At 69.4% G+C, this 12,106-nt stretch carries 12 protein-coding genes; 3 read left to right on the top strand and 9 right to left on the bottom strand.

Translation table 11 applies throughout. The annotated features are described in order from the left end of the window. Positions 1–20: 20 nt before the first annotated feature. From ABIC28_RS05520 to pgsA, 4 genes are all read right to left on the bottom strand, one after another. Positions 21–854 carry a PspA/IM30 family protein gene (locus ABIC28_RS05520; RefSeq protein WP_097211193.1) on the bottom strand — a complete coding sequence of 278 codons (834 nt, stop codon included), beginning with the start codon at positions 852–854 and terminating at the stop codon, positions 21–23. Between the two features lie 186 nt (positions 855–1,040). Next, on the bottom strand, positions 1,041–1,418 hold the full coding sequence (locus ABIC28_RS05515; RefSeq protein ID WP_097211192.1) for a helix-turn-helix domain-containing protein: 378 nt from the start codon (positions 1,416–1,418) through the stop codon (positions 1,041–1,043). 91 nt (positions 1,419–1,509) lie between these two features. After that, the gene (locus ABIC28_RS05510; protein WP_097211191.1) at positions 1,510–2,010 is read right to left on the bottom strand and encodes a CinA family protein; all 501 of its coding nucleotides are present in this window, start codon (positions 2,008–2,010) and stop codon (positions 1,510–1,512) included. After that, entirely contained in the window at positions 2,007–2,648 is a 642-nt protein-coding gene (gene pgsA, locus ABIC28_RS05505; RefSeq protein ID WP_097211333.1) for a CDP-diacylglycerol--glycerol-3-phosphate 3-phosphatidyltransferase, read from the bottom strand. Before pgsA ends, ABIC28_RS05510 begins: the two co-directional genes overlap by 4 nt. A gap of 147 nt (positions 2,649–2,795) precedes the next feature. Between pgsA and ABIC28_RS05500 the strand changes: the two genes are divergently transcribed. Next, positions 2,796–3,320, top strand: coding sequence for an amino-acid N-acetyltransferase (locus tag ABIC28_RS05500; protein ID WP_077041355.1), 525 nt, complete (start codon positions 2,796–2,798; stop codon positions 3,318–3,320). 34 nt (positions 3,321–3,354) lie between these two features. Then, the gene (locus tag ABIC28_RS05495; RefSeq protein WP_097211190.1) at positions 3,355–3,636 is read left to right on the top strand and encodes a YciI family protein; all 282 of its coding nucleotides are present in this window, start codon (positions 3,355–3,357) and stop codon (positions 3,634–3,636) included. Between the two features lie 81 nt (positions 3,637–3,717). Here ABIC28_RS05495 and ABIC28_RS05490 read toward each other — a convergent pair whose 3' ends face one another. The 3 genes from ABIC28_RS05490 to ABIC28_RS05480 form a co-directional block, all read right to left on the bottom strand. Next, positions 3,718–4,698: a TerC family protein gene (locus ABIC28_RS05490; protein WP_097211189.1), complete on the bottom strand. Its 981-nt coding sequence runs from the start codon at positions 4,696–4,698 to the stop codon at positions 3,718–3,720. 202 nt (positions 4,699–4,900) lie between these two features. Then, positions 4,901–7,561: a DNA translocase FtsK gene (locus ABIC28_RS05485; protein WP_269588142.1), complete on the bottom strand. Its 2,661-nt coding sequence runs from the start codon at positions 7,559–7,561 to the stop codon at positions 4,901–4,903. Between the two features lie 61 nt (positions 7,562–7,622). Further along, the gene (locus ABIC28_RS05480; RefSeq protein ID WP_097211188.1) at positions 7,623–8,246 is read right to left on the bottom strand and encodes a TIGR03085 family metal-binding protein; all 624 of its coding nucleotides are present in this window, start codon (positions 8,244–8,246) and stop codon (positions 7,623–7,625) included. A gap of 80 nt (positions 8,247–8,326) precedes the next feature. Between ABIC28_RS05480 and ABIC28_RS05475 the strand changes: the two genes are divergently transcribed. Further along, positions 8,327–9,091, top strand: coding sequence for a sulfite exporter TauE/SafE family protein (locus tag ABIC28_RS05475; protein ID WP_179800513.1), 765 nt, complete (start codon positions 8,327–8,329; stop codon positions 9,089–9,091). Positions 9,092–9,158: 67 nt separating this feature from the next. On the opposite strand, the gene ABIC28_RS05470 is transcribed toward ABIC28_RS05475, so the two are convergent. Together ABIC28_RS05470 and dapA are read right to left on the bottom strand one after the other, a co-directional pair. Then, positions 9,159–11,189 (bottom strand): ribonuclease J, encoded by a 2,031-nt coding sequence (locus ABIC28_RS05470; protein WP_097211186.1) that lies wholly within the window; start codon positions 11,187–11,189, stop codon positions 9,159–9,161. Continuing rightward, positions 11,186–12,091 (bottom strand): 4-hydroxy-tetrahydrodipicolinate synthase, encoded by a 906-nt coding sequence (dapA, locus tag ABIC28_RS05465; protein WP_354577855.1) that lies wholly within the window; start codon positions 12,089–12,091, stop codon positions 11,186–11,188. The genes ABIC28_RS05470 and dapA overlap by 4 nt, the downstream gene beginning before the upstream one ends. Between the last annotated feature and the right edge of the window lie 15 nt (positions 12,092–12,106).

Raw genomic sequence — 12,106 nt, 5'->3', positions numbered from 1 at the left:
ACCCTCATCGGACCACGCGACTACTGCGCGGCAGGTCCCGCTGCATCGGGCTTGGCCGCCGGGGTGGCGGGTGCTGCCGGGGTGGCGGGGGCTGCGGCGGGGGTCGCCGTGCCGCCGGTGGGCAGCGCGTCGCCCTTCATCGAGGCCCGGATCTGCTCGAGCCGGCTGTGCCCGGCCATCTGGACGCTGGCCTGCTGGACCTCCATCATGCGGCCCTGCACCGAGTTCTGCGCCAGCTCGGCGGAACCGAGCGCATCCGCGTAACGACGCTCGATCTTGTCGCGGACCTCGTCCAGGTTCGGGGTGTTGCCCGGCGCGGAGAGCGTGCTGTCCATGGAGCGCAGCGAGTCGCTGACCTTCTCCTGCATCTTCGCCTGCTCGAGCTGGCTCAGCAGCTTGGTCCGCTCGGCGACCTTGGCCTGCAGGGCCATCGCGTTCTGCTCGACGGCCTTCTTGGCCTGGGTGGCGGCCTGCAGCGACTGGTCGTGCAGCGCCTTGAGGTCCTCGACGCCCTGCTCGGCGGTGACGAGCTGCGCGGCGAACGCCTCGGCGGCATTGGTGTACTGGGTGGCCTTCTCGACGTCACCGGCCGTGGCGGCCTGATCCGCCAACGTGACCGCCTGACGGGCATTGGCGTTGAGCTTCTCCACCTCGTCGAGCTGGCGGCTGAGCTTCATCTCCAGCTGGCGCTGGTTACCGATCACCGACGCGGCCTGCTGGGAAAGTGCCTGGTGCTGACGCTGCGCGTCCTCGATCGCCTGCTGAATCTGAACCTTCGGGTCGGCCTTCTCGTCGATCTTCGCATTGAAGAGCGCCATCAGGTACTTCCATGCCTTGACGAACGGATTAGCCATGGGTTGATCCTGCCTCCATTTGATGCGCCGCGCGATGCGCGACCCGATGCGCGACCGTCACGCACCGGAACACGGGCACTGCCCTACCTGCTGGTCGGACCCACCAGTCGAGCACTGGTGGTCACACACAAATCTATCGGTTCGGACGACCGCTGGCATCCTCGCCACGGCCCAATTGTCAAGAACTTATGCGGCGGCGAGCGCGGTGGCGTTCGGAGCCGGGATCACCATGCGGGTGTCCTCGGCGATGCGTGGCGAACCGCCTGCCACACCGGGGGTCGCGCTCGCGGGGGCCACGTTGGAGTTCGCCGGGGCGCCGCGATCGGCGGCGGAATCCGACAGCGACTCGCTGACGTCGTACAGAACCTCGGACAGGGGCACTTCGAGGGCATCGCAAATGGCCGCCAGCAGCTCGCTGGAGGCCTCCTTGCGCCCGCGTTCCACCTCGGAGAGATAGCCCAGGCTCACCCGCGCCGTGCCCGAGACCTCACGCAGGGTTCGGCTCTGCGAGACCCTCGCACGCCGCAGACTGTCACCGATTGCTTCACGCAACAGCACCGCCATGTGGCTCCTCCTTCATCTCCGCCCAACAGCTTGTTCAACGCCCGAGGGTTCCGAAATGGTTCCCGGTGGCCGCGGCTTGAGCAAACCGAGCCTATCCCGCCGCGGCCGCGCGCATGCGGACTAGGAGTGCCGACACGGCCGATCTGACCGCGCCGCTCCGAATCGCCCACCGATCACCGGCGAGTTCGAGCCGCTCCGCCGAGACCCCGTCGGGTCCGGCGATACCGAGGTAGACCGTGCCGACCGGCCTGCCATCCTGCGGGTCGGGTCCCGCGACACCGGTCAAACCCACACCCCAGTCGGCCCCGCACCGGGCCTGCGCGCCCACCGCCAGCGCCCTGGCCGTGCTCGCGGCGACAGGACCGTCCGAGGCCAGCACCGCGGGATCGACGCCCGCGAGGCCGGCCTTGAGATCTGTCGCGTACACCACCAGGCCGCCGCGCAGCACCAGGCTCGCGCCCGGAATACCGGCGATGGTGGCCGCGAGCAGCCCCGCGGTCAGCGACTCCGCGGTGGCGACCGTCTGGCCCCGCGAGGTGAGAGCGGACACCAGATCAGCCGCCTCGGTCCCGGCGACCAAGGGGTCGGTCATCGCCCGGGTTCGTGCGGGTGAACGCCTGCCCTGAGGCGAACCGCCTGGATCACGTAGTCCAGTCCGGTCACGACCGTGAGGAAGACCGCCAGGCCCATCGCGATCGCGCTCACCGTCGCCCAACCGGCGGGCAGCGGCAGCAGATACATGCCGATGGCAAGGGATTGCACGAGCGTCTTGAGCTTGCCGCCCCGTCCCGCGGGAATCACTCCGTGCCGCAGGACCGCGAAACGCATCAGGGTGATCCCGAGTTCGCGGGCCGCGATGATCGCCGTGACCCACCAGCTGAGATCGCCGAGCACCGACAGCCCCACCAGTGCGGCACCGATCAGGGCCTTGTCGGCGATGGGATCGGCGAGCTTGCCGAAGTCGGTGACGAGTCCGTACTTCCGCGCGAGCTGGCCGTCGATCCGGTCTGTGATCGCCGCGACCGCGAAGACGATCGTGGCGATGATCCGCCAGAAGGTCGAGTGCCCGCCGTCCATGAACAGCGTCACCAGGAAGACCGGGACCAGGAAGATGCGGAGCACGGTGAGGATGTTGGCGATGTTGACCACGGGCACCGGCTTCTCGTGCGGCACGCCGCCGGAGACCGGTGCCACCTCAGTCCCCGAGTCCCGGCGCCCGCCGGACGCCATCTCGTCGTGCGACTGCGCGGTCACCGGGCCGCCACCCACGCAGCGCGAGACGCCACCCCGTAGAAGAGGGTTTCGTCGCGGGAGCTGTCTAATCGGGCGGGCACATGGCTAAGAATATCGGTTGGCTCCATGACTACTCTTCACCACATGACCTCTGGGCCCATGACCTCCGATCCAGACGCTCCGACCGTCCGCCGCGCGCGAACCTCCGACGTGCCGCAGATCAAGCGCCTGATCGACATCTACGCGGGCCGGATCCTGCTCGAGAAGAACCTCGTGACCCTCTACGAGGCCGTTCAGGAGTTCTGGATCGTCGAACTCGACGGCGAGGTGATCGGTTGTGGCGCACTGCATGTCCTGTGGGCCGACCTCGGCGAGGTACGCACGGTCGCCGTCGACCCGAAGGTCAAGGGCCGCGGCATCGGGCACCTCGTGGTCGCACAGCTCGTCCAGGTCGCGCGCGAGCTCGAACTCGGGCGCGTGTTCGTGCTCACCTTCGAGGTCGACTTCTTCGGCAAGCACGGTTTCGTGGAGATCGAGGGGACCCCGGTGACCGCGGAGGTGTTCGGCGAGATGTGCCGGTCCTACGACACCGGCGTGGCGGAGTTCCTCGACCTCAGCTACGTGAAGCCGAACACGCTCGGCAACACCCGCATGCTCCTCACCCTCTAGAGACCCGCCAACCCCTCACCGAAAGCGAGCCCCCATGCCCATCGTCGCCGTCGAGTACACCTACAGCGAGGCCACCACCGCCGCCAGGGACGAGATCCGGCCCGACCACCGCGCGTGGCTGTCCGGACTGGTCGAGCGCGGCACCGTGCTGACCACGGGACCGTTCGCGGACGGCAGCGGCGCACTGATCCTGGCGACGGCCGAGGACGTCGCGGCCGTGCGCTCGCTCTTCACCAACGACCCGTTCGCCAAGGCCGGCCTCGTCGAGGCCGCACGGTTCACCGAATGGACGCCGGTGATGGGCGCATTCTCCTGATACAGCTGCGCCGCGGGTGGTGCGGTCACGAGTCCTCGGACTCCGTGATCGCGCCACCGCGGCGTCAGCGTATTGCTCGGCTTACTTGGCGGCGGTGTTGCGGGTCTTGAGCAGGCTCGCCACCGCGGTCACCACCAGCACACCGAGGATCACGAGCAGCGAGAATCCCGTGGAGATCACGGGGACGCTCACGGGCTCGCCGCCGTTGATGAACGGCAGGGTGTTCTCGTGCAGCGCGTGCAGCACCAGCTTCACGCCGATGAACGCGAGGATGATCGAGAGGCCGTAGGACAGGTACACCAGCCGCTCGAGCAGCCCGCCGATCAGGAAGTACAGCTGCCGCAGGCCCATCAGCGCGAACGCGTTCGCGGTGAACACGATGTACGGCTCCTTGGTGAGGCCGTAGATCGCCGGGATGGAGTCGAGCGCGAACAGGATGTCGGTGAACCCGATGGCGACGAGAGCCAGGAACAGGGGCGTGACCAGACGCTTGCCGTCGATCCTGGTGGTCAGCCGGTCGCCGTCGAACTCCTCGGTGGTCGGCAGGAACCGCTTGGCCAACGCGATGATCTTGCTCTCGCGTTCCTCCTCGACCTCCGCCTCGTGACCTGCCTCGCGGATCAGCTTGTACGCGGTGTAGACGAGGAAGATGCCGAACAGGTAGAAGACCCAGCTGTACGCGTTGATCGCCGCCGCGCCGACGGCGATGAAGGCACCGCGCATCACCAGGGCCATCACGATGCCGATCAGCAGCACCTTTTGTTGGTACTGACGGGGAATGGCGAAGGTCGACATGATGATCACGAACACGAACAGGTTGTCGACCGAGAGGGCCTTCTCGGTGACGTACCCGGCGAAATACTCACCGCCGTAGGTGCCGCCCCAGCCCCAGATGATCACGAAGCCGAACAGGATCGCGATGCAGATGTAGACGGCCGACCAGAAGGCGGATTCGCGGAAGGTGGGCTCGTGGGGGGTGCGCACGTGCGCGAAGAAGTCGAATACGAAGAGCCCCAGGATCACCAAGATGGTGACGATCCAGATGAGCGGAGTGACATGCATCAGCCAACGACCTCCGGTTGCCGATAGGTAGGGCACCGGAGGTCTCTCCCGCCGACGGTGCAGTCGACCGGCAACCCCGGAGCGGCAATGGTGCCGTTCGTGCTGACGAGGTTGCCACAGGAATGGGGGATACTCCCCTCCAAGGCCCGTTCATTCAACCACAACGCGGCCGGCCCGCCGGTCAGGCGCGAGCCGTTCCGACTCAGTCCTCCGGCTCGGACTCCGGGTCCCCGCCGCGGATCGACCACAGCAGCCCGTCCAGCTCGTCAGGCTTGATCAGCACGTCGCGGGCCTTGGAGCCCTCGCTGGGGCCGACCACTCCCCTGGTCTCCATCAGGTCCATCAGGCGACCCGCCTTGGCGAAGCCGACCCGGAGCTTGCGCTGCAGCATGGAGGTCGACCCGAACTGGCTGGTGACCACCAGTTCGACCGCCTGCAGCAGCACGTCCATGTCGTCACCGATGTCGGGATCGACGTCCTTCTTGTCTGCCGCCTTCGAGGCCGTGACGCCCTCGGTGTACTCGGGCTCGGCCTGGTTCTTGGAGAAGTCGACGATCGCGGAGATCTCTTCGTCGGTGATGAAGGCGCCCTGCAGACGGGTCGGCTTGCCTGCCCCCATCGGCAGGAACAGCGCGTCGCCCATACCGATCAGCTTCTCCGCCCCCGGCTGGTCGAGAATGACCCGCGAGTCCGTGAGCGAGGACGTCGCGAACGCAAGGCGGGAGGGCACGTTGGTCTTGATCAGTCCGGTGACCACGTCCACCGACGGACGTTGGGTGGCCAGCACCAGGTGGATGCCCGCCGCGCGCGCCTTCTGCGTGATCCGGACGATCGCCTCCTCCACGTCCCTCGGCGCCGTCATCATCAGGTCCGCGAGCTCGTCGACGATGGCGAGGATGTACGGGTACGGCCGGTACACGCGCTCGCTACCGAGCGGCGCCGTGATCTCCCCCGAGCGGACCTTCTTGTTGAAGTCGTCGACGTGCCGGACCTTGTTGGCCTGCATGTCCTGGTAGCGCTGCTCCATCTCCTCGACCAGCCACGCCAGCGCGGCCGCCGCCTTCTTCGGCTGGGTGATGATCGGGGTGATGAGGTGCGGGATGCCCTCGTACGGGGTCAGTTCCACCATCTTCGGGTCGATCAGGATCATCCGGATCTCGTCCGGGGTGGCCCGGGCGAGAAGCGAGACCAGCATGGAGTTCACGAAGCTGGACTTACCGGAGCCCGTCGAACCCGCAACCAGCAGGTGTGGCATCTTCGCCAGGTTGGCGCTGACGAAGTTGCCCTCGATGTCCTTGCCGAGGCCGATCACCAACGGGTGGTGATCCTTCCGGGTCGACGGCGCCGACAGCACATCCGCCAGGCGCACCATCTCCCGGTCCGAGTTCGGCACCTCGATGCCCACCGCGGACTTGCCGGGAATCGGCGCGAGCAACCGGACGTTGTCGGTCGCCACGGCGTACGCGATGTTGCGGGCCAGGGCGGTGATCTTCTCGACCTTGACGCCGGGACCGAGCTCCACCTCGTATCGGGTGACCGTCGGGCCGCGGGTGAAACCGGTGACCGCGGCGTCGATCTTGAACTGCTCGAGCACCTCGGTGATGGCCTCGATCATGGTGTCGTTGGCCGAACTGCGGGTCTTCGGCGGATCGCCCTCGATCAGCAGCGACGTCGGCGGCAACGTGTAGTCGCCCTCGATGACGCGGTCCGGGATCAGCATCGCGGGCGTCGTGTCCTCGGCCGCGGCCGGGGCGGGGGTCGGCTTCGGCTTCGGCCGCGGTCGGGCCGGGGGCGCCGGAGCGGCGGGCGGCGCCGCGATGACCTCGGTGACCGCCTCGTTCGCGGTCTCCTCGACCGGGTAGTTCGCGGCGGGCCCCACCGGCTCCTCCACCGGGTAGCCGTCGGCGTCGAACAGGGCCGGGTCGAAGTCCGACGGGTCCTGGCGCGCCCGACGGGATCGGCGCGCCGGCCGCAGGTTTCGCAGGTCCTCGAGGTCGTCGTGCCCCGGGTCGTCGTGCCCGTGGTCGTAGCCGTCCTCCGGGTCGTACGGCTCGTACTCGTCGGCGTGCCCGTGCACGCCGAACAGCGTCCGCATCCGCTCCGGGACCTCACGGACGGTGGTGCCGGTGACAAGCAGGACCCCGAACCCCATCGCCAGGATCAGCAGCGGGATGGAGAGCCACATGGTGAGGCCGTCGGTCAGCGGTCCACCGATGACATATCCGAGGAACCCCGCCGCGCCGGCCCTGCCCTCCGCATCGACGGGCGCCCCGCTGATGACGTGCCACACGCCCAGCGCGGGCAAGCCGATCAGCAGCGAACCGAGGATCAGCCGTGGCCGCACCTCCGGGTGCGGTTCCGAACGCATCAGCACCACCGCGATCGCGCCCGCGATGATCGGCAGGACCGCGCCCGCGCCACCGAAAAGCGCCCGCACCCCGGTCTCGATCCAGTCCCCGACCGGGCCGCCCGCGGCGAACCACATGGCGGCCGCGACGATCGCGCTGCCCGCGACGAGGCCGAGCGCGATTCCGTCCCTGCGGTGTCCCGGCTCGATGTCGGCGGCCTTGCTGACCGTCCTCGTCGTCGCGCCGACGCCGCGCGCCATCAGGGCCCAGCCGCGGCCCAGCCCTCGCCCGGCGGCCTTGAGCGGGCTCACCGGCGCCTTAGCGGCCGGCTTGCGCCTCGCCGCCTGTGCGTTGCTGCGCGGCGCCGTCGGCCTCCGCGGGGTGGTCACCGTCTTGGTGGTCCGGCCGCCCGACCGCGCCTTCGAACCACCCGACGCCGACGATCCCGAGCTCGCGGAGGACCGCGGCGAGGATGACGCGCTCTTGGTAGTTCTGGTCCCGGTCTTACCTGCCATGCACGTCAGGTTAGTCGCTGAGGCCCCATCAGGACCATCCGCAACACCCGCAACAGGGCTTCTAGATGCCGCGATCGAGCGACATCACACCCTGGACGGCCTGATCGGGGCCGGTGGCCTCGAGCCGGACCGCGTCGCGCCCGAAGGCGTGCAGGGCGAGCTCCGCGGGGTCACCGCGCAGCACCACGGTCTCGCCGCCTGCGCTGCGCACCGTGGCCCGACGTCCGTCCGGGCGCTCCAGCACGACCGAGCAGGACGCCAGTCGATATGCGCGCCTGCCCATCCGCCGGGCAACCGCCCACAGCGGACCCGCCCAGGCCGGATCGAGGATCCGGGGCTCCCAGTCCGGACCACCGCGCCGCACGTCCTCGTGGTGGACGAACATCTCGGCCAGATTCAGCTGCTCGTCGAAGGGCCGCATCAGCGACCACACGGGCGGACCCGTCCTGATCTGCTCGAGGAGGTCCTCGAAGGAACCGCGGGCGATCGACGCCTGCACCCGCTCGGTGTACCCGGAAAGGGCGGAGACCATGATGCCCGCGGCCGCATCGGGCCGTCGTTCGCGGAGCACCAGGTGTGCGGCCAGATCCCGGACGGTCCACTCGCCGCACAGCGTTGGCGCGTCGGGCCCGAACTCGGCCATCGTGACCACGAGCGCGAGACGCTCGTCGTGGGCCAGCTTCATGCCCGCCACGCTACTGCCGCGGCGGCCCGTCCGCGCGCTGACACGCACCCAGTACCGTCCCTGCGGTGCCCATCACCGAGATGATCGTCATCGCCCTCGCCGGTTTCGGCGCGGGCGCGATCAACGCCCTCGTCGGCTCGGGAACCCTGATCACCTTTCCCACCCTGGTCGCGTTCGGCTATCCGCCGGTGGTCGCCACGATGTCGAATGCGGTCGGCCTCGTTGCGGGTGGCGTGTCGAGCACCTGGGGATACCGCCGCGAGCTCCGCGGCCAATGGGACCGGCTGCGCTGGCAGATCCCGGCATCGCTGGTGGGAGCGGGCCTCGGCGCCTGGCTGCTGCTGCACCTGCCCGAGAAGGCGTTCGTCACGATCGTGCCGGTGCTGTTGGCACTCGCACTGATCCTGGTGGTCGCCGGTCCGCGGATCCAGGCCTGGGCCCGCGAGCGCGCGGAGGCCCAGGGCCGGGACGCCGAGCACGTCGGGCCTGGCCGGATGGCCGCACTGACCGCGGGTACCTTCGCGGTCGGGGTGTACGGCGGCTACTTCACGGCCGCACAGGGAATCCTGCTGGTGGGCGTGATGGGCGCCCTGCTGCCGGAGTCGATGCAGCGGATGAACGCCGCGAAGAACCTGCTCTCACTGCTGGTCAACATCGTTGCCGCCACGGCGTACACCCTGGTGGCCTTCGACCGGATCAGTTGGGCCGCAGCGGGACTCATCGCCGTCGGATCGCTCATCGGCGGAGCCATCGGCGCCAGGTACGGCCGACACCTCTCCCCGACGGCGCTCCGCGCCGTCATCGTCGTCGTCGGCCTGATCGGACTGTGGCGACTACTGTTCTGACACCCGCGCGCGGGCCGGCCCGGTGATCGAACCGGGCCGGCCGTCGCGAGGAGTGGTGGTGCGGCGGCTAGACGCCGATGACGGTCGGCACGATCATCGGCCGACGCCGGTACTTGTCCGCCACCCAGCGACCGACCACGCGCCGAACCGCCTGCGCGATCCGATGGGTGTCGGTGATGCCCTCGGACGCGAGCCGGGCGAGCTCCGCCTCGACGAGCACCGCGGCCTCCTTGAGCGCCGCCGGGTCGTCGGAGAAGCCGCGCCCGTGCACCTCGGGGGTGCTGACGGCCTTGCCGGTGTGCGTGTCCACGGCGAGCGAGATCGAGATGAATCCGCCCTCGCCGAGCACGAGCCGGTCCGAGAGGGTCGAGTCACCGACGTCGCCGACGGAGTTCCCGTCCACGTAGACCATGCCGACCGGGACCCGGCCCACGATCTCCGCGAGGCCGTCGACCATGTCCACCACGACGCCGTCCTCGGCGAGCACGATGCGCTCCTCCGGGACACCGGTGGCCTTGGCCAGCGCCGCATTGGCCCGCAGGTGCCGCCACTCGCCGTGCACGGGCATCGCGTTGGTCGGCCGCACCGCGTTGTACAGGTACAGCAGCTCGCCCGCCGAGGCGTGACCCGAGACGTGCACCTTCGCGCTCTGCTGGGTGACGACGGTGGCGCCGCGCTTGGCGAGGCCGTTGACCACCGCGAACACCGAGTTCTCGTTGCCGGGGATCAGTGAGGACGCGAGGACCACGAGGTCGTTCGCGCGGACGTTGATCTGCCGGTGCTCCCCACGGGCCATCCGCGACAGCGCGGAGAGCGGTTCGCCCTGCGAGCCGGTGGAGATGAGCACCAGCCGGTCGTCGGGCAGGTTCGCCGCGGTGTCGACGTCGACGACGACGCCGTCGGGAACGGACAGATAGCCGAGGTCCTGGGCGATCTGCATGTTGCGGACCATGGACCGGCCGACGAACGCGATCCGGCGGTTGTACCGCACCGCGACGTCCACCACCTGCTGGATGCGGTGCACGTGGCTGGCGAACGACGCGACGATGACGCGCTGCTTGGCCTTGCCGATGACGTTGTCCAGGACACCGCCGATCTCCCGCTCGGGAGTGACGAAGCCGGGCACCTCGGCGTTGGTGGAGTCCACCAGGAAGAGGTCGACACCCTCGTCGCCGAGCCGCGAGAAGCCCGCGAGGTCGGTCAGGCGGCCGTCGAGCGGCAGCTGGTCCAGCTTGATGTCGCCGGTGTGCAGCACGACGCCCGCGTCGGTGCGGATGGCGATGGCGATGGCGTCCGGAATCGAGTGGTTGACGGCGAAGTACTCGCACTCGAACGGGCCGTGCGTGGTGCGCTGACCCTCGATGACCTCGATCAGGTTCGGCCGCTGCCGGTGCTCGCGGCACTTGGCGGCGACCAGCGCGAGGGTGAACTTCGAGCCGATGACCGGCAGATCCGGGCGCAGGCGCAGCAGGAACGGGATCGCGCCGATGTGGTCCTCGTGACCGTGCGTGAGCACCACGGCCTCGACGTCCGCCATCCGGTCCTCGATGTACGCGAAGTCCGGGAGGATCAGGTCGACACCGGGCTGCTGGTCCTCGGGGAAGAGGACGCCGCAGTCGACGATGAGGATCTTGCCCTTGTGCTCGAAGACCGTCATGTTCCGGCCGATCTCGCCGATGCCGCCCAGCGCGACGACCCGCAGGCCGTTACGGGGCGCCTTCGGCGGGAGGCCGAGCCGTTCGGTCGGGTCGACGCCGACGCGGCCGTCCGGGCGCTGCCCACCGCCCGCGTTCTTCGGCTGCCGCTGCGGACGTCCCGAACCGCCCTGCGAACGAGACTTGGGGGCGTTGCCACCCTGCGACTTGGCGGCGGCGCCGCCCTGCGACTTCGCGCCACCGCGGCGACGCTTGGGTGCCTGCTCCTGCGCCGCAGGTGCCGACTCGGCCGGTGCCTGCTGCTGCGGCTGTTCGGGAGCAGGGGCCGGCGCCTGCTGCTGCGGGGCGGGGGCCTGCTGCTTCGGGGCGGCCTCGGGAGCCGCGGTGGGAGCCGGGGGTCCGGCCTGACGGCTGGCGCTGCGACGACGCGGCGGGCGAGTCATGACAGCACCCCTGCCGCGCGCAGGTCGGCGGCGAGGACCTCGACCTGATCCGGGCTCGGCGGCACCTGTGGCAATCGTGGGTCACCGACGTCGATGCCCTGCAGTCGCAGCCCGGCCTTCGAGGCCGAGACGCCACCGAGCAGGCCGAGCGAACGGATCAGCGGGAGCAGGCTCACGTTGATCTCACGGGCGCGGTCGTTGTCGCCCGCCAGGAACGCATCGCGCAGCTCGCGCAGGCGCCCCGGGACGAGGTGACCGATCACGCTGACGAAACCGGTGGCTCCGACGGAGAGCCACGGCAGGTTCAGCGGGTCATCGCCGGAGAAGAACTGCAGGTCCGTGTTCGCGATCAGCTCCGCGCCCGCGTTCAGGTCGCCCTTCGCGTCCTTGACCGCCAGGATCCGCGGGTGCTCGGCGAGCAGGTAGATCGTCTCGGTCTCGATCGGCACCACCGAGCGCGGCGGGATGTCGTACAGCATCACGGGCAGGTCCGTCGCGTCGGCGACCGCGGTGAAATGCGCCAGCAGGCCGGCCTGCGGCGGCTTCGAGTAGTACGGGGTGACGACGAGCAGTCCGTGCGCGCCCGCCCGAGCGGCGTCACGCGCCAGCTCGACGCTGTGTGCGGTGTCGTTGCTACCCGCGCCCGCGATGATCCGGGCCCGGCTGCCGACGGCGTCGATGACCGCGCGCATCAGCTCGAGCTTCTCGTTCTCCGTGGTGGTGGGAGATTCACCGGTGGTGCCCGCGAGCACCAACCCGTCGCAGCCGCCGTCGACGAGGTGCGTCGCCAGCCGAACGCCCGCATCGACGTCCAGCTTCCCGTCGCCGGTAAACGGGGTCACCATCGCGGTCAGGATGGTGCCGAACGGATGCTCGACGGGGGCGGATTCACCGTTGGTCATGGTCAGAAGGTTACC

The sequence above is a fragment of the Rhodococcus sp. PvR044 genome (genome assembly GCF_040548995.1).
GTDB lineage: Bacteria > Actinomycetota > Actinomycetes > Mycobacteriales > Mycobacteriaceae > Rhodococcus_G > Rhodococcus_G oryzae.
The sequence above is the reverse complement of the archived record's forward strand: the minus strand, read 5'-3'. Positions and strand labels throughout refer to the sequence as shown.

Excerpts from the sequence above, each read along its gene's own strand:
- ABIC28_RS05470 (WP_097211186.1), bottom strand. The coding sequence starts at position 11,189 with ATGACTCGCCCGCCGCGTCGTCGCAGCGCCAGCCGTCAGGCCGGACCC.
- ABIC28_RS05485 (WP_269588142.1), bottom strand. The coding sequence starts at position 7,561 with ATGGCAGGTAAGACCGGGACCAGAACTACCAAGAGCGCGTCATCCTCG.
- ABIC28_RS05510 (WP_097211191.1), bottom strand. The coding sequence starts at position 2,010 with ATGACCGACCCCTTGGTCGCCGGGACCGAGGCGGCTGATCTGGTGTCC.
- ABIC28_RS05495 (WP_097211190.1), top strand. The coding sequence starts at position 3,355 with ATGCCCATCGTCGCCGTCGAGTACACCTACAGCGAGGCCACCACCGCC.
- dapA (WP_354577855.1), bottom strand. The coding sequence starts at position 12,091 with ATGACCAACGGTGAATCCGCCCCCGTCGAGCATCCGTTCGGCACCATC.
- pgsA (WP_097211333.1), bottom strand. The coding sequence starts at position 2,648 with ATGGCGTCCGGCGGGCGCCGGGACTCGGGGACTGAGGTGGCACCGGTC.
- ABIC28_RS05500 (WP_077041355.1), top strand. The coding sequence starts at position 2,796 with ATGACCTCTGGGCCCATGACCTCCGATCCAGACGCTCCGACCGTCCGC.
- ABIC28_RS05520 (WP_097211193.1), bottom strand. The coding sequence starts at position 854 with ATGGCTAATCCGTTCGTCAAGGCATGGAAGTACCTGATGGCGCTCTTC.
- ABIC28_RS05515 (WP_097211192.1), bottom strand. The coding sequence starts at position 1,418 with ATGGCGGTGCTGTTGCGTGAAGCAATCGGTGACAGTCTGCGGCGTGCG.
- ABIC28_RS05475 (WP_179800513.1), top strand. The coding sequence starts at position 8,327 with ATGATCGTCATCGCCCTCGCCGGTTTCGGCGCGGGCGCGATCAACGCC.
- ABIC28_RS05480 (WP_097211188.1), bottom strand. The coding sequence starts at position 8,246 with ATGAAGCTGGCCCACGACGAGCGTCTCGCGCTCGTGGTCACGATGGCC.
- ABIC28_RS05490 (WP_097211189.1), bottom strand. The coding sequence starts at position 4,698 with ATGCATGTCACTCCGCTCATCTGGATCGTCACCATCTTGGTGATCCTG.